Source organism: Streptomyces sp. NPDC015032, assembly GCF_043080425.1.
Taxonomy (GTDB): domain Bacteria; phylum Actinomycetota; class Actinomycetes; order Streptomycetales; family Streptomycetaceae; genus Streptomyces.
Map to the genome: position 1 here is coordinate 334,228 of NZ_JBIBVN010000004.1, position 21,587 is coordinate 355,814.

The 21,587-nt window shown below is 70.4% G+C and carries 24 protein-coding genes; 12 read left to right on the forward strand and 12 right to left on the reverse strand.

Features of this window, described 5'->3' with window-relative positions:
- Positions 1–380: 380 nt before the first annotated feature.
- A complete protein-coding gene (locus ACF08M_RS10080) occupies positions 381–1,073 on the reverse strand; it encodes a metal-dependent transcriptional regulator (protein ID WP_392184735.1) in 693 nt (230 codons plus the stop codon).
- A gap of 299 nt (positions 1,074–1,372) precedes the next feature.
- Between ACF08M_RS10080 and ACF08M_RS10085 the strand changes: the two genes are divergently transcribed.
- Complete coding sequence (locus ACF08M_RS10085; RefSeq protein ID WP_392184736.1) at positions 1,373–2,128, forward strand: SIS domain-containing protein; 756 nt, start codon at positions 1,373–1,375, stop codon at positions 2,126–2,128.
- 25 nt (positions 2,129–2,153) lie between these two features.
- Here ACF08M_RS10085 and ACF08M_RS10090 read toward each other — a convergent pair whose 3' ends face one another.
- Positions 2,154–3,335, reverse strand: a complete 1,182-nt coding sequence (locus tag ACF08M_RS10090; protein ID WP_392184737.1) for an ATP-binding protein — start codon at positions 3,333–3,335, stop codon at positions 2,154–2,156.
- Positions 3,332–4,093 carry a response regulator transcription factor gene (locus ACF08M_RS10095; protein ID WP_392184738.1) on the reverse strand — a complete coding sequence of 254 codons (762 nt, stop codon included), beginning with the start codon at positions 4,091–4,093 and terminating at the stop codon, positions 3,332–3,334. Before ACF08M_RS10095 ends, ACF08M_RS10090 begins: the two co-directional genes overlap by 4 nt.
- Before the next feature lie 127 nt (positions 4,094–4,220).
- On the opposite strand from ACF08M_RS10095, the gene ACF08M_RS10100 reads away from it, so the two are divergent.
- The 4 genes from ACF08M_RS10100 to ACF08M_RS10115 are packed head-to-tail and all read left to right on the forward strand — an operon-like array spanning position 4,221 to position 7,814.
- Positions 4,221–4,754, forward strand: a complete 534-nt coding sequence (locus ACF08M_RS10100) for a hypothetical protein (RefSeq protein WP_392184739.1) — start codon at positions 4,221–4,223, stop codon at positions 4,752–4,754.
- A 14-nt stretch (positions 4,755–4,768) separates the two neighbouring features.
- Complete coding sequence (locus tag ACF08M_RS10105; RefSeq protein WP_392184818.1) at positions 4,769–5,809, forward strand: peptidoglycan-binding protein; 1,041 nt, start codon at positions 4,769–4,771, stop codon at positions 5,807–5,809.
- Entirely contained in the window at positions 5,806–6,588 is a 783-nt protein-coding gene (locus ACF08M_RS10110; RefSeq protein ID WP_392184740.1) for an ABC transporter ATP-binding protein, read from the forward strand. The genes ACF08M_RS10105 and ACF08M_RS10110 overlap by 4 nt, the downstream gene beginning before the upstream one ends.
- Positions 6,585–7,814 carry an ABC transporter permease gene (locus ACF08M_RS10115; RefSeq protein WP_392184741.1) on the forward strand — a complete coding sequence of 410 codons (1,230 nt, stop codon included), beginning with the start codon at positions 6,585–6,587 and terminating at the stop codon, positions 7,812–7,814. The genes ACF08M_RS10110 and ACF08M_RS10115 overlap by 4 nt, the downstream gene beginning before the upstream one ends.
- A gap of 562 nt (positions 7,815–8,376) precedes the next feature.
- Here the strand turns inward: ACF08M_RS10115 and pdxH are convergent.
- On the reverse strand, positions 8,377–9,003 hold the full coding sequence (pdxH, locus tag ACF08M_RS10120) for a pyridoxamine 5'-phosphate oxidase (protein ID WP_392184819.1): 627 nt from the start codon (positions 9,001–9,003) through the stop codon (positions 8,377–8,379).
- Positions 9,004–9,224: 221 nt separating this feature from the next.
- On the opposite strand from pdxH, the gene ACF08M_RS10125 reads away from it, so the two are divergent.
- A complete protein-coding gene (locus tag ACF08M_RS10125; RefSeq protein ID WP_392184742.1) occupies positions 9,225–10,334 on the forward strand; it encodes a citrate synthase 2 in 1,110 nt (369 codons plus the stop codon).
- 113 nt (positions 10,335–10,447) lie between these two features.
- Here ACF08M_RS10125 and ACF08M_RS10130 read toward each other — a convergent pair whose 3' ends face one another.
- From ACF08M_RS10130 to ACF08M_RS10140, 3 genes are read right to left on the reverse strand one after another with little or no spacing between them, the layout of a single operon-like run.
- A complete protein-coding gene (locus ACF08M_RS10130; RefSeq protein ID WP_392184743.1) occupies positions 10,448–11,032 on the reverse strand; it encodes a hypothetical protein in 585 nt (194 codons plus the stop codon).
- Positions 11,033–11,045: 13 nt separating this feature from the next.
- Entirely contained in the window at positions 11,046–11,639 is a 594-nt protein-coding gene (locus ACF08M_RS10135) for a TetR/AcrR family transcriptional regulator (protein WP_392184744.1), read from the reverse strand.
- Positions 11,627–12,364, reverse strand: coding sequence for an enoyl-CoA hydratase family protein (locus tag ACF08M_RS10140; protein WP_392184745.1), 738 nt, complete (start codon positions 12,362–12,364; stop codon positions 11,627–11,629). The genes ACF08M_RS10135 and ACF08M_RS10140 overlap by 13 nt, the downstream gene beginning before the upstream one ends.
- A gap of 191 nt (positions 12,365–12,555) precedes the next feature.
- On the opposite strand from ACF08M_RS10140, the gene ACF08M_RS10145 reads away from it, so the two are divergent.
- Both ACF08M_RS10145 and ACF08M_RS10150 read left to right on the forward strand, forming a co-directional pair.
- The gene (locus tag ACF08M_RS10145; RefSeq protein WP_392184746.1) at positions 12,556–12,837 is read left to right on the forward strand and encodes a GNAT family N-acetyltransferase; all 282 of its coding nucleotides are present in this window, start codon (positions 12,556–12,558) and stop codon (positions 12,835–12,837) included.
- A gap of 22 nt (positions 12,838–12,859) precedes the next feature.
- The gene (locus ACF08M_RS10150; protein WP_392184747.1) at positions 12,860–13,129 is read left to right on the forward strand and encodes a hypothetical protein; all 270 of its coding nucleotides are present in this window, start codon (positions 12,860–12,862) and stop codon (positions 13,127–13,129) included.
- Positions 13,130–13,184: 55 nt separating this feature from the next.
- On the opposite strand, the gene ACF08M_RS10155 is transcribed toward ACF08M_RS10150, so the two are convergent.
- On the reverse strand, positions 13,185–13,583 hold the full coding sequence (locus ACF08M_RS10155; protein WP_392184748.1) for a RidA family protein: 399 nt from the start codon (positions 13,581–13,583) through the stop codon (positions 13,185–13,187).
- A gap of 243 nt (positions 13,584–13,826) precedes the next feature.
- On the opposite strand from ACF08M_RS10155, the gene ACF08M_RS10160 reads away from it, so the two are divergent.
- Entirely contained in the window at positions 13,827–14,408 is a 582-nt protein-coding gene (locus ACF08M_RS10160) for a hypothetical protein (protein WP_392184749.1), read from the forward strand.
- Between the two features lie 338 nt (positions 14,409–14,746).
- On the opposite strand, the gene ACF08M_RS10165 is transcribed toward ACF08M_RS10160, so the two are convergent.
- Both ACF08M_RS10165 and ACF08M_RS10170 read right to left on the reverse strand, forming a co-directional pair.
- Positions 14,747–14,938, reverse strand: coding sequence for a DUF397 domain-containing protein (locus ACF08M_RS10165; protein WP_392184750.1), 192 nt, complete (start codon positions 14,936–14,938; stop codon positions 14,747–14,749).
- Positions 14,925–15,812, reverse strand: a complete 888-nt coding sequence (locus ACF08M_RS10170) for a helix-turn-helix domain-containing protein (protein WP_392184751.1) — start codon at positions 15,810–15,812, stop codon at positions 14,925–14,927. The genes ACF08M_RS10165 and ACF08M_RS10170 overlap by 14 nt, the downstream gene beginning before the upstream one ends.
- 252 nt (positions 15,813–16,064) lie before the next feature.
- On the opposite strand from ACF08M_RS10170, the gene ACF08M_RS10175 reads away from it, so the two are divergent.
- From ACF08M_RS10175 to ACF08M_RS10185, 3 genes are all read left to right on the forward strand, one after another.
- Positions 16,065–16,490 (forward strand): ATP-binding protein, encoded by a 426-nt coding sequence (locus ACF08M_RS10175; protein ID WP_392184752.1) that lies wholly within the window; start codon positions 16,065–16,067, stop codon positions 16,488–16,490.
- Positions 16,491–16,583: 93 nt separating this feature from the next.
- Positions 16,584–17,123 carry a class IV adenylate cyclase gene (locus ACF08M_RS10180; RefSeq protein ID WP_392184753.1) on the forward strand — a complete coding sequence of 180 codons (540 nt, stop codon included), beginning with the start codon at positions 16,584–16,586 and terminating at the stop codon, positions 17,121–17,123.
- A 61-nt stretch (positions 17,124–17,184) separates the two neighbouring features.
- The gene (locus tag ACF08M_RS10185) at positions 17,185–18,300 is read left to right on the forward strand and encodes a radical SAM protein (protein ID WP_392184754.1); all 1,116 of its coding nucleotides are present in this window, start codon (positions 17,185–17,187) and stop codon (positions 18,298–18,300) included.
- A gap of 103 nt (positions 18,301–18,403) precedes the next feature.
- Here ACF08M_RS10185 and ACF08M_RS10190 read toward each other — a convergent pair whose 3' ends face one another.
- Both ACF08M_RS10190 and ACF08M_RS10195 read right to left on the reverse strand, forming a co-directional pair.
- On the reverse strand, positions 18,404–19,576 hold the full coding sequence (locus tag ACF08M_RS10190) for an acyl-CoA dehydrogenase family protein (protein ID WP_392184755.1): 1,173 nt from the start codon (positions 19,574–19,576) through the stop codon (positions 18,404–18,406).
- Positions 19,573–21,561: a biotin carboxylase N-terminal domain-containing protein gene (locus ACF08M_RS10195; protein WP_392184756.1), complete on the reverse strand. Its 1,989-nt coding sequence runs from the start codon at positions 21,559–21,561 to the stop codon at positions 19,573–19,575. The genes ACF08M_RS10190 and ACF08M_RS10195 overlap by 4 nt, the downstream gene beginning before the upstream one ends.
- Positions 21,562–21,587 lie beyond the last annotated feature (26 nt).

The following is a 21,587-nucleotide window of genomic DNA, read 5'->3' on the forward strand; positions in this document are numbered from 1 at the left end:
TTGCCGTACGGGGAGAGGCCGATACCGGAGCACATGCGTGGGCGGCCGATGCCGGAGCATTTTCGCGGGCGGCCGGGAGCGCGGCAGCCGCCTCCCGGGGCGAGTGCCGGACATGCCGAATGCGCCGAACGAGCACGTACGACGGGCGCATGCACCTGCTCCCTCCCCGACCGTGCGGCCAGATGGCCGAACACTCTCAGGTATGCCTCAGCCACAGCCTGGCACGGGATCCGTCCGGGCGCTGCGGTTCCGGACGGAAAAAGAGCAAGCGGACGTCGAGATTCAGCGCCCGTCGGCGCCCCGCCCGTTCGCTCGCACGTCTATTCGCATATCTGTTCGTGTGTCTATTCGTGCGTCTGTCAGCTGCCTGTCAGCTGTCTTCAGCGCTTCGCCACGAACACATGCGAGGCGACCTCGGTGTCCAGCTCCGCCGCCTCGCCACTGCTGCCGACCAGCACCCCGCCGGGCGACTGGGTCACGCTGACCACGGAACCGGGCTGCACGCCCGCCCGCCGAAGCGTGTACATCAGCTGGGCATCCGTCTGGATCGGCTCGCCGATCCGGCGCACGACGACCGTCTTGCCCTCGGTGCCCGGGTCGAGCTCCGACAGGCTCACCATGCCCTCGTCGAGGAACGGATCCACCTCCGCCTTCTCGCCCAGCTCCTCCAGGCCCGGGATCGGATTTCCGTACGGGGACTCCGTCGGGTGGCGCAGCAGCTCCAGCACCCGCCGCTCCACGGCCTCGCTCATCACATGCTCCCAGCGGCATGCCTCGGCGTGGACCTGCTCCCACTCCAGGCCGATCACATCGACGAGCAGGCACTCGGCGAGCCGGTGCTTGCGCATGACGCGGGTCGCGAGGCGGCGCCCCTCGTCGGTCAGCTCCAGGTGGCGGTCGCCCGCGACCTGCACCAGGCCGTCGCGCTCCATGCGCGCCACCGTCTGGCTCACCGTGGGACCGCTCTGGTCCAGCCGTTCCGCAATCCGGGCGCGCATGGGGACCACGCCTTCCTCTTCGAGTTCGAGGATGGTGCGGAGATACATCTCCGTGGTGTCGATCAGTCCGGACATTCGTGCCCCTCGATGCTGTGACATGAAAAACGTCGTGACATTGAAAAACGTCGTGCGCTGGCCCTCACCCAATTCTGACGCATACCACCGACAACCGTGCCGTGCCGACCGGGCGCCGCGCAGCTGGGCGGCGCGGGCGGTGTTGACAGGCCACTGGTCCAGACCGCAACGTGATCCGCGGCACGGACGCCTCACGATCACTTCTCCTTGTACGTCCCCTCGTACGTCTCGCCCTACTTCTCCTCGTACTCCTCCTCGTACTTCTCCTCGCTTCTCCCCCGCCGGAAAGGGCCTCCTCGATGAGCGACAGCACGCTGGCCGGTCAGTTCTTCGACGCAGCGATCGGCCTGCTGGAGCGGGTACGCGACGAGGAGTCCGGCAACATCGCGGCGGCCGGTGCCGCGATCGCCGACACCGTCGCGGCGGGCGGCAGGCTCTTCGCCTTCGGCGCCGGACACTCCTCGCTGGCCGCGCAGGACGTCGTCTACCGGGCGGGCGGCCTCGCCCTGATGAACCTGCTGGCCGTACCCGGGACGGTCGGCGTCGACGTCATGCCGGCGACCCTCGGCTCGGCGCTGGAACGGGTCGACGGGCTGGCGGGCGCGGTCCTCGACTCCAGCCCCGCCAGGGCGGGCGACGTCCTCGTGGTCATCTCGCTCTCCGGGCGCAACGCGCTTCCGGTGGACATGGCGATGAACGCGCGCGCACTCGGCCTGAAGGTCATCGGCGTCACCTCGGTCGCGTACGCGGACGGCACCCGGTCCCGGCACGCCTCGGGCGGCTTCCTGCGGGACCACTGCGACATCGTGCTCGACAGCAAGATCTCCATCGGCGACGCGGAGCTGACCGCCGAGGGGATCGGGGCACCGTTCGCGCCCGCCTCGACGGTGGTCACCAGTGCGGTGATGCAGGCGATGATGGCCGCCGCCGTGGAGCAGCTCGTGGCGCGCGGGATCGAGCCGCCGATGCTGCGGTCGGGGAACGTCGACGGCGGCCACGAGTGGAACGGGCGCGTCATGACGGAGTACCGGGACCGGATCTTCTACCGGCGCTGATCGCGCCGGGCCGCCCGCCGCCACGCTACGGGCACGTCGGCAGCACGACCCGGACCGTCAGTCCGCCGCCCGGGTTCGCCGTCGCACTCGCCTCGCCGCCGTGCGCCCTCGCGATCGACGCCACGATGGAGAGCCCCAGGCCGGCTCCCTCACCGGGAGCATGGCGGCGGGCCTGCGCCCGGCGGAACGGCTCGAACAGCAGCGGCACGGTCGCCGCTTCCACCACCGGCCCGGTGTTGGCGACCTCCAGACCGCCCAGTCCCACCCGGATCCGTACCGTCCCGCCGGGGTGGTTGTGGCGCAGCGCGTTGGCGACCAGGTTGTGCACGAGATGGCCCAGCAGGACCGGGTCGCCCTCGGCCGACAGTGGCCGGGCCTCCGCCTCGACGGTGATGGAACGGTTCTTCGCGTCCGGCTCCAGCGCCTCGGTCACCGTGGCCGCGATCGCGTCCAGTTCGACCCGTTCGCGCTGCCGCAAGCCCTCGTCACAGACCGCGAGGAGCAGCAGTCCCTCGATGAGCTGCTCACTGTCGGCGGCGGTGTCGATGAGTTTGTCCCGGATCCAGGCGACCTTCTCGGGCGGCGGGTCGTCGGCGAGGCCGATCTCGGCTGCGGCCCGCTGCACGGCGAGCGGGGTGCGCAGCTCGTGGGCGGCGTCGGCGGCGAACCGCTGGCGGGCGGCGACCAGCTCCTCGATCCGGTCGAGCATCCCGTCGAAGGTGTCGGCCAGTTCCTTGAGCTCGCCGGGCGGGGCCTTCAGCGCGAGGCGTTCGTGCAGGTTGCTGCCGGAGAGCCGGCGGGCGCGGGCGGTGATGACGCCGACCGGCCGCAGCACCCGGCCCGCCATCCACCAGGCGAGCGCGACGGAGAGCGCCGAGTAGACGGCGAGGGAGACCCCGGAGACCGTCAGCAGCTGGTTGAGCGCGGCGTCCCCGGCCGCGGTGGTGACCCTCTTCGCCACCGCGTACTGCCCGGGTTCCATGACCACGGTCTGCGCCCAGTCCGACGACGGCGGCTCGGGCGTGGAGGCCACGCCCGACCGAATGGCGGGGGTGGCCCCGTCGGGGACCGCCGGGGCCACCGCGGTCAGCACACTGGCATAGAGGCGCTCGCTGACCACCAGGTAGACCAGCCCCATCAGCAGGGCGCCGGCCAGCACCAGCAGTCCGCCGTACAGCGCGGTGAGCCGGGCGCGCTCGCTCCTCACCGGCGCTCCCCCGGCCGGTCCGCGGAGCCGCCCGGCTGGTCCGCCGGCCCGTTCACCCGTCCGGTCGCGGGGCCGTGGTGCCCCGGCCCGTCCGTGAGGCCGTCCCCGACGCGGTAGCCGGCCCCCGGGACCGTCTCGATCACCGGGGGCGCGCCCAGTTTGGCGCGGAGCTTGGACAGGGTGACCCGGACCGCGTTGGTGCGATAGCTGGTGTCCTCCTCCCACACCTCCTCGATCAGGTCGTCGGCGCTGACGACCGCGCCCTCGGCCCGCAGCAGGGTCTCCAGCACGGCGAACTCCTTGCGGGAGAGCGAGAGGTAGCGGCCGTCGCGGCAGACCTGGCGGCGGGCGGTGTCGAGCGTCAGCCCGGCCCGTTCCAGGACCGGCGGGAGAGCGGGGCGGGCACGGCGGCCGAGCGCCAGGACCCGGGCGAGGAGTTCGTCGTACGCGAACGGCTTGGTCAGGTAGTCGTCGGCGCCGAGCCCGAGGCCGGCCACCCGGTCCCGTACCGTCCCGGACGCGGTGAGCATCAGGATCCGGATCAGCAGGCGCATGCCTACGACCCGCCGGCACACCTCGTCGCCGTGCAGCCCCGGCAGATCGCGGTCGAGGATCATCACGTCGTACGCGCCGAACCGAAGCCGGTCCAGCGCCGCCCGGCCGTCAAGGGCGATGTCCACCGCGACAGCGTCGCGGCGCAGCCCCTCGGCGATCATCCCCGCCAGGAATTCCTCGTCCTCCACCACCAGCACACGCATGCGCCCTGTTTAACCCAAAGCGATGTTTCGTCGGTGTAAGCATCCGGGCTGAGAGAAACGAAACCGCGTCCTCACGCACGCTCAAGCCGTACACACCCGGCCTGTCAGCAACGGACGAGGAGTCCTCATGAACCCGGTCATTTCCCGCCGGCCCACCTCCCGCACACAGAGCCGCGGCGTCGTCGCCGCCTGCCTGATCGCCGCCGCCGTCGTCCTGTCGGCCACCGCCTGCTCGGGCGACGGCGGCGGAAGCGGAAGCGGAACCAAGAGCGGCGGCTCTGCTTCGGGCACCAAGAAGACGAACGAGGACCAGGCCCTGGAGCACCGCAAGTGCCTGCGGGAGCACGGCCTGGACGTCGCGGAGCCGAAGCCCGGCGAGGACAGCCGCGGAATAACCATCGGCAACGGCGGCAAGAGCAAGACAGAGATGGAGAAGGCGTTCAAGGCCTGCCAGGACAAGGCGGTCGGCGGCGGGCCCAAGGAGCTCACCCAGGCCGAGAAGGACAAGATGCTCGCCTTCGCCCGGTGCATGCGCAAGAACGGCATCGACATGCCCGACCCGAAGTTCGACGGCGGGATGGCGCAGGCACCCGCCGTACAGCAGAAGGACATGAAGAAGTTCGAGAAGGCCAACGCGGCGTGCGAAAGTGCCGGGCGGTGAGGCGCGGACGCGTCATGGTGGCCGCCGCGGCAGTCCTCGCCGTGGCGGCCGGGTCACTGGCTCTCACCCAGTTCGGCTCCGCCGGGGAGACAGGCGGCCCGAGGAACACCGGGCTGCCCCCGGCCACCGCCGCGGTCGAGCGCCGCGACCTGCGCGACAGCGCCCAGGCGGACGGCACGCTCGGCTACGACAAGCAGCGCAAGGTCAACGCGGGCGCGGCGGGCACCATGACCTGGACCCCGCGCACCGGCTCGACCGTCAAGCGGAACGAGCGGCTGTACGAGGTCAACGGCCGGGCGGTGTGGCTGATGTACGGCTCGGGGCCGATGTACCGGACGCTGAAGCCGGGCGACCGGGGCCGGGACGTGGAGCAGCTGGAGCGCAACCTCGCGGAGCTCGGCTACACCGGCTTCACCCCGGACGACGAGTACACCGAGCTGACCGCGGCCGCCGTCAAGCGCTGGCAGATGTCCCACGACAGCGAGCGGACCGGAACGGTGGGGCCGCAGGACATCGCCTTCGCCCCGGCGGAGGTCCGGATCAAGAGCGTCGAGGCGGCCGTCGGCGAACTGGCCCAGCCCGGCGCTCCGGTCCTCACCACGACCGGCTCCGAGCGCATCGTGACGTTCGAGCTCGACGTCGCCGAGACCCAGCTCGCCAAGGCGGGCACCAAGGTCACCGTGGATCTGCCGGACGGCAGCAGCGCGGCCGGGTCGGTCTCCTCGGTCGGCCGGACGGCGAAGCCCGGCAAGGACCCGCAGGACAACAGCCCCAAGGTCACCCTGACCGTCTCCTTCGACAAGCCGGACCAGGTCGGCGGCTTCGACCAGTCGCCGGTCACGGTGAACCTGACCGGCGAGCTGCACAAGGACGTCCTCAGCGTCCCGGTGAACGCACTGCTCGCGCTGCCCGGCGGCGGCTTCGGCCTCCAGGTCGTCCAGGACGGCAGGGTCCGCGAGGTGAAGGTCGAGCTCGGCATGTTCGCCGAGGGCCGGGTCGAGGTGTCCGGCGGCGGGCTGCGCGAGGGCATGAAGGTCGGGGTGCCGAAGATATGAGCACGGTCGTCGGCCTCAGGGGCGTCACCAAGGAGTACCCGGGCCCGGTCGCCGCCCTGCGCGGGGTGGACCTCACCGTCGAGGAGGGCGAACTCCTCGGCATCGTCGGCCCGTCCGGCTCCGGCAAGTCCACGCTGCTGCACATCATCGGCACCCTGGACCGCCCCACCGCCGGGTCGGTCCACATCGCGGGGCACGACGTGGCGGCGCTCTCCGACCGCAGGCTCTCCGCGCTGCGTGCCCAGCATGTCGGCTTCGTCTTCCAGGCGTTCCACCTGGTGCCGGGTGTCAGCGCCCGCGACAACGTCGCGGAGGGCCTGCTGTACTCGGGCCTCTCCCGTACCGTACGCCGCCGCAGGGCCGCCGAAGCGCTGGAGCGGGTCGGGCTTGCCGACCGCCTCGACCACAAGCCGCACCAGCTCTCCGGCGGACAGAAGCAGCGGGTCGCCATCGCGCGGGCCGTCGTGGGGGAACCCGCGCTGCTGCTGGCCGACGAACCGACCGGGGCGCTCGACTCGGCGTCCGGGGAAGCGGTGATGAAGCTGCTGCGCGACCTCAACCGGGAGGGCGCCACCATCGCGGTCATCACGCACGACACCGAGATCGCCCGGGACCTGCCGCGCGAGGTGCGCATCCGGGACGGCCAGGTGGTCGCGGACGTACGCAACCCGTCCGCGGACGCACGCGATCAGCCCCCGGGCATGCGCGATCCGTCCACGGATGTGCGCGACATCTCCGGAGACGGCCGCTCGCCCGCCACGACGGGAGCGGACCAGTGAGGGCGCGGCGCGCGGGCCGCGGCGCCGACGGCCCGGGGCGGCTCAAAGCGGCCCGGCTCGGCCCCCGGAACGTGCTGCACGTCGGCTCGGCGGGACTGCGCAGCCGGCCGATGCGGGTCGTGCTCTCCGCACTGGGCATCGCCATCGGCATCGCGACGATGATCTCGGTGGTGGGCATCTCCGTCTCCAGCCAGGCCCAGCTGCTCCGGGAGCTCGACAAGCTGGGCACCAACCTGCTCGTGGCCTCCCCCGGCGATTCGATGTTCGCCGGGCAGGACGTCAAGCTGCCCGAGGACGCGGTCGGGATGGTGGGCCGCATCAAGGGCGTCCAGGAGGTGGGCGCGACCGCCGACCTCGACACGACCGCACGCCGCAACGAGAAGATCGACAAGGACGACACGGGCGGGATCGTCGTCAAGGCCACCACCGGCGACCTGCTGCGGGTGCTGCGCGGCGAGGTCCACAGCGGCCGCTGGCTCAACAACGCGACCGGACGCTACCCCTCCGTCGTGCTCGGCCATGTCTCCGCAGAGCGTCTCGGCATCACCGCTCCGGGCCAGCAGGTGTGGATCGGCAACCGGTACTTCACCGTGGTAGGCATCCTCGCCCCGCTGCCGCTCGCCCCGGAGATCGAACGCTCCGCACTGGTCGGCTGGGAGGGTGCAAAGCGCCTGCTGGGCTTCGAGGGCCACCCGACGTCGGTGTACGAGCGCTCGGCCGACGCGGCGGTGCAGGACGTGCGCAAGGTCATGGCGGCGACGGTCGACCCGCAGAACCCGCAGAACGTGAAGGTCACCGACCCGTCGTCGGCGCTCCAGGCCAAGGCGGCGACCGAGGGGGCGTTCAGCAGCCTGCTGCTGGGCCTGGGCGGCATCGCGCTGCTCGTCGGCGGCGTCGGGGTCGCCAACACCATGATCATCTCAGTGCTGGAGCGGCGGTACGAGATCGGGCTGCGCCGCTCGCTCGGCGCGACCCGGGGCCAGATCCGCATCCAGTTCGTCACGGAGTCGCTGATGCTCTCCGGCCTGGGCGGCCTGGCGGGCGTGGCGCTCGGCGCGGCAGCGACCGGGGTGTACGTGTACTCCGGCGGGCTGCCCTGGGTGGTGCCGCCATGGGCGGTCGGTGGCGGCTTCGGCGCGACGCTGGTGATCGGCACGATCGCGGGCCTCTACCCGGCCGTGCGGGCGTCCCGTCTCTCACCGACGCTGGCGCTGCACGCGGCGTGAGGACGGACCCCGGCGGGGGGCGGTGCCGGGCTCCGCGACGGGGCCCGGCACTGCCCCCGGCCGGACCGCGTCGCCTACGGCCGCTTCGTCACCTGCGCCAGGTCCACCGCCGCCGCCACCCGCGCCGCAAGTGGGCAGGGACCTGGACGGGGCGCGTCTCCGTACGCGCCTCCGGAAAGCACAGCCTGAGCACGCCCACGGGGCGCTTCACCGTGTCCCACGTGCACCTGCGGCTGCTGCAACGGGCCGACGGTTACGCGTACAGCTGCCGACAGGAAGCTGCCGAATAAATGGCTTGTGGCATCCCTCGCCCCCTTTCTAAGCTGCTGCCACACGGAAAGGAGGTGTTCTAGAAGTGATTTCTTCTCGGACTCGTGAGGTGGCTGCGGGCTGACGCCCGTTGTCCGCGCGCTTTGCAGTGCAGGCCGGTCGTCGGCCAATCCCAAGCAGTCACCGACCCGCAGGCTCGCCGGTAAGTCCGGCCGGCTCCTCCGCAAGGAGGCACCAGAGCCTGCGGGTCTCTGCATGTCCGAAGGAGTTCGTACCGAAAGGCCCTACGGTGCTACGGGCACAGGCGCTCGACGCGCCACTGCTCGCCCTCGCGCACGTACCGCAGCCGGTCGTGCAGCCGGTTCTCGTGGCCCTGCCAGAACTCGATCGTGTCGGGGACGACCCGGAAGCCGCCCCAGTGCGGGGGCGCGGGGATGTGTTCGCCCTCGGGGTAGCGGGCGGCCAGCTCCTCGTAGCGCCGGATCAGCTCGTAGCGGGAGCCGATCACCGTCGACTGGGCGCTCGCCCAGGCGCCGAGCTGGGAGCCGTGCGGGCGGGTGCGGAAGTAGGCGGTGGTCTCGTCGCGGCCGACGCGGGAGGCCCTGCCGGTGACGATGACCTGGCGGGCCATCGGGTGCCAGGGGAAGAGCAGCGAGACATAGGGGTTGGCGGTCAGTTCGCGGCCCTTGCGGGATTCGTAGTTGGTGAAGAAGACGAAGCCGCGTTCGTCGTACTTCTTCAGCAGCACCGTGCGCGAGGACGGCCGGCCCTCGGGGGTGGCGGTGGAGACCACCATGGCGTTGGGCTCATGGAGCAGCCCGCCCGCGGCGACCTGCCGGAACCAGTGGGCGAACTGCTGGATCGGGTCGGCGGCCAGCGTGTCCTCGGTGAAGCCCTCGGAACGGTACTGCTCGCGCATCGCGGCCGGATCGGTGGTGGAATCGGAGGGGGAGTCTGCGGTGGGCACGGGCTCATCCTGCCGCAGCGGCCGAATCCGCCCCGCAGGGAGGGGTGCCAACCAGTCACCGGTGAATCGGGAAGCTGTGCCGGATGTCACGCTTCCCCGCGTCGTGGGAACCCGCCAAAATCTTGGGGCAGGCCACTGTGGCCTCCGTACATCCGCCGACCGAGGGAGCCGCCATGTCCGACTTCGTACCGGGACTAGAGGGAGTCGTCGCGTTCGAGACGGAGATCGCCGAACCGGACAAGGAAGGCGGTTCGCTCCGGTACCGCGGCGTCGACATCGAGGATCTCGTCGGCCATGTGTCGTTCGGAAATGTCTGGGGACTGCTGGTCGACGGGGCGTTCAACCCCGGTCTGCCGCCCGCCGAGCCGTTCCCGATCCCGGTGCACTCGGGTGACATCCGGGTCGATGTGCAGTCCGCGCTGGCGATGCTCGCTCCCGTGTGGGGCCTGAGGCCGCTGCTCGACATCGACGAGAAGACGGCGCGCAACGATCTGGCGCGGGCCGCCGTGATGGCTCTGTCCTACGTCGCCCAGTCGGCGCGCGGGCAGGGGCTGCCGATGGTTCCGCAGAGCGAGATCGACAAGGCGCAGTCGGTGGTCGAGCGGTTCATGATCCGCTGGCGCGGTGAGCCGGACCCCCGGCACGTCAAGGCCGTCGACGCGTACTGGACGTCGGCCGCCGAGCACGGCATGAACGCGTCCACGTTCACGGCCCGCGTCATCGCCTCGACCGGCGCCGATGTGGCGGCGGCGCTGTCGGGCGCGGTGGGCGCGATGTCGGGGCCGCTGCACGGGGGCGCGCCGTCCCGGGTCCTCGGCATGATCGAGGAGATCGAGCGGACCGGCGATGCCGCCGCGTACGTGAAGAAGGCCCTGGACAAGGGTGAGCGGCTGATGGGCTTCGGACACCGGGTCTACCGGGCGGAGGACCCGCGGGCGCGCGTTCTGCGGCGTACCGCCGAGGAGCTGGGCGCGCCGCGCTTCGAGGTGGCGCTGGCGCTGGAGAAGGCCGCGCTGGAGGAGCTGCACGCACGGCGTCCGGACCGGGTGCTGGCGACGAACGTGGAGTTCTGGGCGGCGATCATGCTGGACTTCGCGGAGGTTCCGGCGCACATGTTCACCTCGATGTTCACGTGCGCGCGCACGGCGGGCTGGTCGGCGCACATCCTGGAGCAGAAGCGCACGGGGCGGCTGGTGCGTCCTTCGGCGCGGTACGTGGGGCCCGGGTCGCGGGATCCCCGGGAGATCGAGGGGTACGAGCAGATCGCGGACCTGGGGAACTGACGGTCCCGGTACTGCGCGGACCCGGTACTGCGCGGAACCGGCGTGGTCCGGGCAGTCCCGGTACTGCGCGGACCCGGTACTGCGCGGAACCGGCGTGGTCCGGACGAAGGTACCTAGAGCTTGCCGCGGAGAGTGACGGTGCGGTGTCCGCCGAGGCGGCGCCGCACCTCCTGTTCGAAGCCGGAGGTCAGCTCCGCCCAGTTCCAGAAGGTGAGGCCGAGCTGCCCGCAGGCGTAGTAGTCGTCCTCCCAGCTCCAGCGGTCGATGCCGGAGGGCCGGTGGCAGGAGGGGCACTCCACGATGCCTTCGCCGCCGTTCGTCCAGGCTCCGAGCCGGCCCGCGAACGGGGCCCAGGCGCTGTCGACGGGGCACCAGGTGTCGTCGACGAGGCGGATCTCGGTGGAGCAGAGCGGGCAGGTGGCGGCGCCCGCGTCGCCCTGGCCGCTGTCGAAGACGGTGCGTCCGGTCTCGACGTGGAGGCCATTGCTCCACAGCTCGACCGGCTCCGGGTCGTCGACGGCCTCGGCGTAGTTCGGACCGGGTGCGTTGCCGTAGCCGTCTCCGCCGAGGACGCAGTCGGTGCGCTGGGCGCTGACGATTCCGTCGGCGATCAGCCAGTCGAGGAGCCCGGCGCCGAGTCGTGCGGCGTCCTGCTCGGTGGCGTCGAGGTCGACGATCGTCTGGAAGTGGTCGCCCACAGGTCCCCCGGGGTCAGTTGAGTGCGTCGTCCAGCAGCGCCGCCCACTGTGCCACGACCCTCTGACGCCGGGCGGTGTCATCGGTGAGCACGTTGGCCAGGCCGAGGCCGCGGGCCATGTCGAGCAGGCCCTGGACTGTTTCGCGTACGCCGGGCTTCGTCTCGTCGGCGGTGAGGAGTTCGACGGCGATGCGGTGGGTCTCGCGGCCGACGCGGGCTTCGAGTTCGGAGACACGGGGGCGGAGTTGCGCCTCGTTGGAGGCGGCCACCCAGAGCTGGAGCGCGGCGCGGAAGAGGGGGCCGGTGTAGAGGTCGACGAGGGCGGCGACGACGTCCGTGCGGCCCTGGACGGGCAGGGCACGCAGAGCGGCGGAGCGTTCCTCGGCGACGTATTCGACGGCCGCGGTGAACAGGTCCTCGCGGGTCGGGAAGTGGTGCTGGGCGGCTCCGCGCGAGACGCCCGCGCGTTCGGCGACGACGGAGACCGTGGAGCCGGCCCAGCCGTGTTCGGCGAGGCAGGCGACGGCGGCTTCGAGGAGCCGCCGGCGGGTGGCCCGGCTGCGGTCCTGCTTGGGGGTCCGGTCGGTGGAGGGCGTCACAACACCCATGGGGGGTCCCGTCGTTCGAGGAAGGCCGTCATTCCTTCCCGGGCATCGGCGGAGGCGAAGAGTGCCGCCGAGCGGGCGATGAGGTCTTCGGCATGCTGGTCGAAGCTTTCCAGCACAGTAGCCGTGACCAGCTCCTTCGATGCTCTCAGCCCCTGGGGGGACGCCTTGCGCAGTCCGTCCAGGACGGGGGCGAGGTCCTGGTCCACCTCTTCGGCGGCGAGTGTGACCAGGCCGATGCGGGCGGCCTCGGTGGCGTCGAAGCGTTCGCCGGTGAGGTAGTAGCGGGCGGCGGCGCGCGGGTCGGTGCGGGGCAGCAGCGGCAGCGAGATGACGGCGGGGGCGAGGCCGAGCCGGGATTCGGTGAGGGCGAACGATGCCCCGGGGCCGGCCACCGAGATGTCGCAGGCGCCGAGCAGTCCGAGGCCGCCCGCCCGGACGTGTCCGGTGACCCGGGCGACGACGGGCTTGGGCAGGGCGACGATCCGCCGCATCAGGGCGACGAGGGCGTGCGGGTCGGGCGGTGCGGTGAGGTCGGCGCCCGCGCAGAAGGTGTTGCCGGTGTGGGTGAGGACAACGGCCCGTACGGTGTCGTCGGCCGCGCACGCGTCCAGGGCGGTGGCGAGTTCACCGACGAGTGCCGCGGAGAGCGCGTTGCGGTTGGCGGGCGAGTCGAGGGTGAGGGTGGTGATGCCCCGGTCGTGGACGGGTGGGGCGAGCCGGCTCATCGGTCACTCTCCTTGCTGCGGGGACGTCGTGTCGAGCGTGGCAGCGGGAACAAGAACAATCAAGCACGCTTGCATGATTTCTGTCATCCCACTTTCCACTGCCGCGCTTTCCGTCGCCGCACTTTCCGGCTCCGGGCGGCGTCCCCCGGAATCCGATGGTGCGAAACGGCTTCGGCATCGAGGATCGTCGGATGCATGAAGTGAGACTGTCCGACGGGACCATCACTCTGTCGCCACTGCGCCCGGACGATGTGGAGGCGCATCTCGCGGGGGAGGATGAACTGCTGGTCCGTTGGCTCAACGGCGGCCCCGGCACGCGCGAGGGCGTCGAAGCGTACTTCCGGCACTGCCGGGAACAGTGGGACACCGGCGGGCCGCTCCGCGCCTTCGGCATCCGGGTGGGCTCCGGCGAGGTGCTCGCGGGGAAGTCGACCTGCGGTTCGCGGAGGACGGCCTGGCCCCCGGCCAGGTGAATGTCGCCTACGGCCTCTGCCGGTGGTGTTCAGCGAGTTCCACCGGGCCCTCGTGCCCGGGGGCCATGTGATGCTGGCCGGGCACGTGGGGGTCGGCCAGCATCTGCGCCCCACGCAGGCGTACGGCGGCCTCCCGGTGTCCTACGAGTCCTACCTGCTGCCGCCCGACCGGCTCGCCGAGCTCCTGAAGCAGTCGGGGCTCGTCCTCACCGCACGGCTGGTGGAGGAACCCGACGAGGGGGCCGAGAGGACCTTCGCCACCTTCCTCGCCCGCAAACCCGAGCGGCCTTGAGGCCCGAACGGCGGCGATTCCCACGAAAATTCGGGTACCGGCGGGCGCTGCTCCCTCATGCGCCGGCCGGCACCACGGCCCATGCGTCGATCTCGACCCGGAAAGCGGGGTTCACCAGCCCAACCACCTGAACGAGCGAGCAGGCAGGGGGACGGGCCGGGTCCTGGTGCTCGTCCCGTACCCGGCGGAACGCTGCCAGGTCCTGCAGGTCGGTCAGGTAGACGGTCAGCTTGACCACGTGTTCGAGGGCCGAGCCCGCCGCCTCCAGGGCGGTGGCCAGGTTCGCGTACACCTGGCGCACCTGCGCCTCGGCGTCGCCCTCGCCCACCGGTCGGCCTTCGCCGTCCACCGGAACCTGGCCCGAGACCGCCACGACGGCTCCTGTGAACGCCACTGCGTGGCTGTAGCCGTTCACGGGTGAAGCTCCCTCAGGTCGCACGAAGTGCTGCATCATCACGTCTCCATTCCAGCGAGCGACAGGCCATCACGATCAAGGATCGTCCCGGCCGCGGTCAATCCTCGACAGGACGCCTGCCGGTGGGCAGGCAACCGCATGCGGATGGCTGCGGGTCTGTTGCGGGCCTGCGAGCGGCATTGTCACCGGTGATTGGGATGATCGCCGTGGCCGGCGTGCGCACGCCGGCATCAGGACTCCGAGGTGGCTCAAATGGATACGTGGCAGGAGCTGTCGGCACAGGTGGAGGAGCGGCTGAAGTCGGTGTCGGCCGGTGAGCGCCGCGTCTTCGCCGCTGGAGTCGCGGAACGGCTCATGAGCCGGCACGAGGCATTGCCCGAGGAGGAGCAGGCGCCATTCACCCTGAGCCTGCGCCCCCTGCTGAATTCCGTATGGGAGGGCGTTCTCGGTGACTTGACCGCCTTCTCGGCGGTCAACCGCGGTGTCGCCACGTACATGCTCGGCGAGTACTGCCACAACGACGGTCAGGACGGCCCGGATGATGCAGACGAGTCCGCCGCGGCGGCGACGTTGTATGCCGCGCACGCCTACCTGTTCGGCTGCCACGATTTCGCTTTCTGGACCAGCGGCCGAGCGGTGGAGGCTGTTGACCAGCATCTCCAGCACCTGGCCGAGACGGAAGAGGATGACATCCCGGTCGACCCGGACGAGGCACTGGCCTCTGAACTGCAACGTCAGCTTCGGGATCTCGATCTCATCGCGACCTTCTCGAAGGATCTCCGCTACTCCAGTCTGGGGTTGTCCCTCGATACGTCGATCCGACTCCGCGTGGAGCTACGGACCCCTCTCTCCAGCCAGGATTGAGTGTCCGAGAGAAGGACAGCACCGCCAAGATCTTCAGGGACTACCAGTCCTGGCTGACCGCCCGGTCCTGGTTCCAGTTCGAAACGGCGTCATCGGGCCAGATCAACTGAGACAGCACCCAGCATCCGACCGCTCGGGAACACATCACCTGGGATTCTCAGCCGCCTGGCGTCTCAACCGATCTGGTCGCCGCAGGTCTCAGCCCTACCCGCAGACCAGCTCAATTGGGACAGGACACCTGCTCACAGCAACGCCCCCGCACGGCCGTCCTCGGCTGTACGGAGGCGCATTCACGCGTCGCGAAGCCGTTGCCCCGCCCGCATCGCCACGGGCAGGTCCTACAACGCACCCTCGGCCATGCTTCCGATAAAGGTCTGCCACCCCTCGGAAGCACAGGTCAGAACCGGCCCCGCCTGCTGCTTGCTGTCTCGCACGGCGACCACATCGTCAAGGTGTGCCACCTCGACGCAGTTACCGTTCCCATTGCTGTGGCTCGACTTGAACCACTCGGCGTTCTCAACCGTTTTCATAGCTCCCTGCTACCTCGGAAATCAGACGTAGCGACGCCTGATCGTCCAGCGATGCTTTCCAGATGTCGTCGAAGGCCGCGTCGTACTGTTGCACCTCCCGTTCCTTGTCCAGGTACAAGCCACCTGTGTATCCGTCCGCGTAGACGGTCGGCGGCTCCGTGGCTACGCCGTCACCGGTCAGCGGGAATCGCAGAATCAGGAACGGCCCGGTGACGACCCCCGAGTGAGCGCCGGACTCGAAGGGGACCACCCGAATCGAGATGTTCGGCAGCTTCGCGACGTAGATCAGGTGGGCGAGCTGCTGCGCCATCACCTCGCGGCCGCCCAGAGGGCGACGTAACACCGCTTCGCTCAGCACCGCGCGAAGCACCAGCGGGTCGGTGGCACGGGTCAGGAGTGACTGACGCTCCATGCGGAGCCGCACACGTCCATCGAGTTCTGCGTCACCAATCCCACGGATGTGCGTACGAATGATTTCGCGTGCGTAGCCTTCGGTCTGAAGCTGCCCAGGAATGAGATCACTCTCGTACATCGACAGCGATTCCGCAGCCTCCTCAAGTCCTACGTAGACATCGAACCCCTCCGGGATCGAATCGCCGTAGGCGTGCCACCACCCACGCGCCTTGGTCTCCTTCGCCAGCCCCATGAGTGCCTCGGTGAGATCCGGTGGAGCGCCATACACCAGGCACATGGCCTGAACGTCGAGACTTCGCAGCGCGGTTTGCCCCGTCTCGATGCGCCACATCTTCGCCTCGGACCATTCGAGCTTCTTCGCCGCCGCACGCACTGTCAGGCGAGCCCGGTTGCGAAGCTCCCGGAGATTTCGCCCCAGTTGACGACGCGGAACGGTCGACCCGGTCTGACCCTCAGCCATTTTCTCCCCTCCTGCAGAACCCAGTATGAGGGACTTTCGCCCCTCGCGATGAAAGCAGTCTGACGCTCAATGCGCAGCACAAGACGTCAGTTCGATGCTTTAAGAGCGGTGCAACGCTATGAAGTCTTGCATGTTGCGCATTGCGCCGTGCAGCCTTGAAACCACTCTCCGTGAGCGATCAACCCGTCATGTAGTCGTGCCTACCGGGACAAAACACCTTCCACGAACGGCACTTGTCCATAAGGAACATGCATGATCGACCTTCCGCAGGCCCCGCCGTCTGTCCTGCTGCTGGCGAGCGAGCCTCAATCGGTGCGCTATGCCCGTGACTTCGTCCGCGAGTTCATCGACCACCACGCTCCAGGCACCCCGGATCCGCACATCGACGCCGTCGTCCTGGTGACCAGCGAACTCGTCACCAATGCCTACCGATACGGCACCGAGCCGGGCGACAAGATCCGCGTCGTTCTTGACACCGCGGGCGAACGAACCCGCGTCGAGGTGCACGATCCCGTACGCCGCATGCCCCGCCACCAGTTCGCGTCCGCCGAGCGCGACCACGAACGCAATCGCGGGCGCGGCCTGGTCATCCTCGACGCGCTGTGCCCGGGACTGTGGGGGTTCGAGGACCGGCCCCTCGGCAAGTTCGTCTGGGCGGAGATCCCCCGGTCAGGCTGACCATCCGACCGGCTCCGCCGGAGAAGGCAACCCAGAGTCGTTGAACGTGCAGGTCCAACTACCGCCAGTCGAAGGAAGCAAGGAGTCACCCCTGTGACAAACATCGAGTACGAAGTGAAGGCCCTCGGTATCGACCCCGCAGACATCGCCCGCCGGATCTTCGCTGCCGGAGGGGCCGAGGCCGCCCCCACGCGCATCATGCGGCGGTACGTGTACGACACCGTGCCACCCGTCTCCGGCCGATGGGTGCGCCTGCGCGACACGGGTGACGCGGTCACCCTGTGCGTCAAGGAGATCAGTACCGACGCCGTCGACGGAACCCGTGAGACCGAGGTGACGGTCGACGAATTCACCGAGGCCGCCACTCTGCTCCGCCTCGCCGGGCTGACCCCGCGTGGTTACCAGGAGAACCGCCGCACCTCCTACACGCTCGGCCCGGCCCGCCTGGAGGTCGACGAGTGGCCGCGCATCCCGCCCTATCTGGAGATCGAGGCCGACGACGAAGCGCAGGTGTGGGAAACGGCCGCTGCCCTCGGCCTCGCCCGGGACGACCTCACCTCGATCAACACCACGAAGGTCTACGGCTTGTACGGCATCGACCTCGAAAGCATCGCCGACCTGCGGTTCGAGTAGGCCGACACCCACACCCGCCGGCCAGGGCACTCGCCCCGGCCGGACCGAGAAAGAGGGCACCATGCACAACCTGTCCAGCCTGCCGGTCGAAGTACGGCCGGACCGGACCTTACGCGTGAAGATCATCGATGCGTGCGGCCTCGCCTGTTCCTTCTGCCACAACGAAGGGACGCCCGTGGCGACCGACAACATGCACCGTTCCGCCGATCAGTTCACCGACGCTCCGGGCCGCTCCGGACGCGTATCCATCTACCTGCGCACCAACGGCGCCGACTTCCTGCCGGCTCGGATCGCCGCCGACGCCGACTTCGCCCTTGCGCTCGCCGCCGTGCGCGGCGCACTGCCGACCTCAGAAGTCCACCTCACCGGCGGAGAACCCACCCTTCACCCGGACCTGCCCGGCCTCATCGCCATTGCCCGCCGTCTGGGCCTCACCGTGGGACTCACCTCAAACGGCGAAGCCGGGGCCGCAGTGCTTCCCGCCGCCGCAGCCGCCGGCCTCGACCGCATCAACCTGTCCGTCTTCGGAACCACACCCGAAGAACTCGCCGCCGTACAGGGGCCGCGCCTCGCCTCCCCGAAACTGGCCGAACGCAAGCTCGCCGCCCTTGACGCCACGATCGAGGCCGCAACCGCGCACGGGGTCAAGGTGTCCGCGAACATCGTGATCCCCGGCCTCGGCCACGTGGACCGCGTGCTTCGGATCATCGAGCGGCACGGCCGCGCCGTCGTCGTGCGCATGCTCGTATCGCTGGAGGACGGCGGCGAGTCCCTCGACGCGATGCAAGCTGTCGTCGATCACTTCGGCGCCGTACCGGTCCGCCGCATCATCACGGCCGGGGCATCCGATCAGCGTGTGCGATACCGCCTTCCGGACGGACGCACGCTGTACGCCAAGAGCATCCGCCCCGTGCGCCTTCCCGACACATGCGCCGACTGTCGGTTCAACAACGACCGGGACTGCCAGGAGGGTTACTACGGCGTCCGGTTGTACCGGGCCACGGACGGGCCCTTCATGGTCGGGGTGTGCATTCAGCGCATGGACCTGTGCATGAGCCTCGGTGAGTTCGTCATGAGCCAGCGGTGCCGCGAGGTAGCCGCGTTCCGCGACGACGAGACCACGCGCCTTGCAAGACTGCACGCCACGACGTCACAAGCCGTGCAAGACTGCCCTTGAGTCCTACGCATGCTCATCAACCGGATCTTCTTGTACGGGGCGGCGGTGGCGGGGAGCCGCACCACCGCCGCGTCCACGGTGTGGAGGGGCAGGATGGGCCCGCTCAGTACGACTTGGGCAGGCCCAGGGACTGGTGGGACACGTAGTTCAGGATCATTTCCCGGCTGACGGGGGCGATCCGGGCGACGCGGGCCGCGGTGATCAGGGACGCGAGGCCGTATTCGCGGGTGAGGCCGTTGCCGCCGAGGGTGTGCACGGCCTGGTCGACGGCCTTCACGCAGGCTTCGCCCGCCGCGTACTTCGCCATGTTGGCGGCCTCACCGGCGCCGATGTCGTCGCCCTCGTCGTAGAGCCGGGCGGCCTTCTGCATCATCAGCCGGGCCAGTTCCAGTTCGATGTGGGCCTGGGCGAGGGGGTGGGCGATGGCCTGGTGGGAACCGATGGGTTCCTTCCACACCTGCCGGGTCTTCGCGTACTCGACGGCGCGGGCGAGTGCGTAGCGGCCCATGCCGATGCCGAACGCCGCGGTCATGATGCGTTCGGGGTTGAGGCCGGCGAAGAGCTGGAGGAGTCCGGCGTCCTCGTCGCCGACGAGGGCGTCGGCGGGGAGGCGTACGTCGTCGAGGACCAGCTCGAACTGCTTCTCCGGGGCCTGGAGTTCCATGTCGATCTGCGAGCGTCCGAAGCCGGGGGCGTCGCGGGGGACAATGAAGAGGCAGGGCTTGAGCCTGCCGGACCTGGCGTCCTCGGTGCGGCCGACAATGAGGGTGGCGTCGGCGATGTCGACGCCGGAGACGAAGACCTTGCGGCCGGTGAGCATCCAGTCGGCGTCCGCCCCGGAGCCGTCTCTGCGGGCGGTGGTGGTGATGCGATGGGAGTTGGATCCGGCGTCGGGTTCGGTGATGCCGAAGGCCATGGTGAGGCTGCCGTCGGCGAGGCCGGGGAGCCACTGCTGCTTCTGGGTTTCGGTGCCGAAGCGGGCGATGACGGTGCCGCAGATCGCCGGGGAGACCACCATCATGAGCAGCGGGCTGCCTGCCGCGCCCAGCTCCTCCAGGACGATGGAGAGTTCGGCCATGCCGCCGCCTCCGCCGCCGTACTCCTCGGGAAGGTTGACGCCGAGGTAACCGAGCTTGGCGGCTTCGGTCCACAGCTCGCGCGGGTGGGAACCGTCGCGTACGACGGACGTCAGGTAGTCCCGCCCGTAGCGCTTTCCGAGGGCGGCGACGGCTGCGCGCAGGGCCTGGTGCTCTTCGGTTTCGAGGACGGTGCTCATGCGTTCTCCTCAGGGTCTGCGGGTTCGGTGGCGGCGGCCGGGGATCCGGCCACGGTGTCCGGGGATTCGGTGACGACCGCGAGCAGGGCCCCGACCTCCACCTGGAGGCCGGGGGCGGCGTGCAGTGCGGTGAGGGTGCCGGAGCCGGGGGCGAGGATGCGGTGCTCCATCTTCATCGCCTCCAGCCAGATCAGTGGCTGCCCGGCCTCGACCGGTGCCCCGGCCCCGAGCCCGTCCGCGACACGGACGACGGTGCCGGGCATGGGGGCGAGCAGGGAGCCGGGCTCGGCCCGGTCGGTGGGGTCGGTGAAGCGGGGCAGGGCGGTGAAGGTGTACGAGCCGGTGGCGGTGTCCACGTACACCCTGTCCCGGTGGACGGTGATGTGGAAGTGGCGGGTGAGGGAGTCGGCTTCGAGGGTGACGTGGCCGGGACTGACGGCGACGACCCGTTCTCCGGTCTCGGGGACGGGGCCGGTGCGCCCGGTGCGGTAGGCGGCCTCGTGTTCGGTGCCGTCGGGTTCGGCGCGGTAGCGCTTGACGTGGGGTCGCGAGGAGATGTTGCGCCAGGCACCGAAGCGGGCGGGGCCGGGGCGGTCCTGCCGGGCGGCGGCGTCGGCGAGGGCGGCGGCCAGGGCGGCGAGGCGCAGGTCCGCCTCGTCCGGGGGTGCGGTGAGGGCGGCCAGATGGCGGTCGTAGAAGCCGGTGTCGAGGCGGGCGGCGCGGAAGTCGGGGTGGCGCAGGGACCGTACGAGCAGGTCGCGGTTGGTGACCGGACCGTGGATGCGGGCGCGTTCCAGGGCGCGGGCGAGGAGGCGTACGGCTTCGTTGCGGGTGGGGGCGTGGGCGATGACCTTGGCGAGCATCGGGTCGTAGTGCACGCCGATGGTGTCGCCGCCGGTGTACCCGGTGTCGAGGCGCACTCCGGGCTCGTCCGGCACCTCCAGGGTGAGCAGTGCTCCGGTCTGCGGCTGCCAGTCACGGGCGGGGTCCTCGGCGTAGAGCCGGGCCTCGACGGCGTGGCCGCGCGGCTCGGGGGGTGCGAGGGCGGGCAGCGGCTCGCCCTCCGCGACGCGCAGTTGCAGGGCGACGAGGTCGAGTCCGAAGACCGCTTCGGTGACGGGGTGTTCGACCTGGAGGCGGGTGTTCATCTCCAGGAAGTACGGCCGCCCGTCGGCCCCGAGGAGGAACTCGACGGTGCCCGCGCCCCGGTAGCCGACCGCGCGGGCGGCGGCCACCGCGGCATCGTGCAGCCGGGTCCGCAGCGCGTCGCCGAGACCGGGTGCGGGGGCCTCCTCGACGACCTTCTGGTGGCGTCGCTGGAGCGAGCAGTCCCGGGTGCCGAGCGCCCAGACCCCGCCGTGCTCGTCGGCCATGACCTGGACCTCGACGTGCCGGCCGCGCTCCACGTACGGCTCCGCGAACACCTCGCTGTCCCCGAAGGCGGCGGCGGCCTCGGCGGCGGCGGCCGTCAGCTCGCCCGGCAGGTCGGCGAGTTCACGTACGATCCGCATCCCGCGACCGCCCCCGCCCGCCGCCGCCTTCAGCAGCAGCGGCAGGTCGCCGGCTCCGGCCTTCTCCGTGTCGACGGGGGCGAGCAGCGGAACCCCGGCGGCGGCCATCAGCTCCTTGGCGCGGGTCTTGGACGCCATCAGCTCGATGGCCTCGGCCGGCGGCCCCACCCACACCGGTCCGGCGTCCCGCACGGCCCGGGCGAACGCGGCGTTCTCGGAGAGGAAGCCGTACCCGGGGTGGACGGCGTCGGCGCCTGCCGCGAGCGCGGCGCGTACGACGAGGTCGCCGCGCAGATAGGTGTCGGACGGAGCGGCGCCCGGCAGCCGTACGGCGGTGTCCGCCTCCCGTACGTGGAGCGCGTCGGCGTCCGCGTCGGAGTACACGGCGACGGTGGCGATGCCCAGCGCGCGGCAGGTGCGGAAGATCCGGCAGGCGATCTCGCCCCGGTTGGCCACCAGGAGCGATCGAATCATGGCTGGCATGAGGGAAAACTCTTTCC

Excerpts from the sequence above, each read along its gene's own strand:
- ACF08M_RS10085 (WP_392184736.1), top strand. The coding sequence starts at position 1,373 with ATGAGCGACAGCACGCTGGCCGGTCAGTTCTTCGACGCAGCGATCGGC.
- ACF08M_RS10105 (WP_392184818.1), top strand. The coding sequence starts at position 4,769 with ATGGTGGCCGCCGCGGCAGTCCTCGCCGTGGCGGCCGGGTCACTGGCT.
- ACF08M_RS10125 (WP_392184742.1), top strand. The coding sequence starts at position 9,225 with ATGTCCGACTTCGTACCGGGACTAGAGGGAGTCGTCGCGTTCGAGACG.
- ACF08M_RS10185 (WP_392184754.1), top strand. The coding sequence starts at position 17,185 with ATGCACAACCTGTCCAGCCTGCCGGTCGAAGTACGGCCGGACCGGACC.
- ACF08M_RS10165 (WP_392184750.1), bottom strand. The coding sequence starts at position 14,938 with ATGAAAACGGTTGAGAACGCCGAGTGGTTCAAGTCGAGCCACAGCAAT.
- ACF08M_RS10080 (WP_392184735.1), bottom strand. The coding sequence starts at position 1,073 with ATGTCCGGACTGATCGACACCACGGAGATGTATCTCCGCACCATCCTC.
- ACF08M_RS10155 (WP_392184748.1), bottom strand. The coding sequence starts at position 13,583 with ATGATGCAGCACTTCGTGCGACCTGAGGGAGCTTCACCCGTGAACGGC.
- ACF08M_RS10100 (WP_392184739.1), top strand. The coding sequence starts at position 4,221 with ATGAACCCGGTCATTTCCCGCCGGCCCACCTCCCGCACACAGAGCCGC.
- ACF08M_RS10145 (WP_392184746.1), top strand. The coding sequence starts at position 12,556 with ATGCATGAAGTGAGACTGTCCGACGGGACCATCACTCTGTCGCCACTG.
- ACF08M_RS10170 (WP_392184751.1), bottom strand. The coding sequence starts at position 15,812 with ATGGCTGAGGGTCAGACCGGGTCGACCGTTCCGCGTCGTCAACTGGGG.
- ACF08M_RS10095 (WP_392184738.1), bottom strand. The coding sequence starts at position 4,093 with ATGCGTGTGCTGGTGGTGGAGGACGAGGAATTCCTGGCGGGGATGATC.
- ACF08M_RS10110 (WP_392184740.1), top strand. The coding sequence starts at position 5,806 with ATGAGCACGGTCGTCGGCCTCAGGGGCGTCACCAAGGAGTACCCGGGC.
- ACF08M_RS10135 (WP_392184744.1), bottom strand. The coding sequence starts at position 11,639 with ATGGGTGTTGTGACGCCCTCCACCGACCGGACCCCCAAGCAGGACCGC.
- ACF08M_RS10190 (WP_392184755.1), bottom strand. The coding sequence starts at position 19,576 with ATGAGCACCGTCCTCGAAACCGAAGAGCACCAGGCCCTGCGCGCAGCC.
- ACF08M_RS10195 (WP_392184756.1), bottom strand. The coding sequence starts at position 21,561 with ATGATTCGATCGCTCCTGGTGGCCAACCGGGGCGAGATCGCCTGCCGG.
- pdxH (WP_392184819.1), bottom strand. The coding sequence starts at position 9,003 with ATGCGCGAGCAGTACCGTTCCGAGGGCTTCACCGAGGACACGCTGGCC.
- ACF08M_RS10140 (WP_392184745.1), bottom strand. The coding sequence starts at position 12,364 with ATGAGCCGGCTCGCCCCACCCGTCCACGACCGGGGCATCACCACCCTC.
- ACF08M_RS10175 (WP_392184752.1), top strand. The coding sequence starts at position 16,065 with ATGATCGACCTTCCGCAGGCCCCGCCGTCTGTCCTGCTGCTGGCGAGC.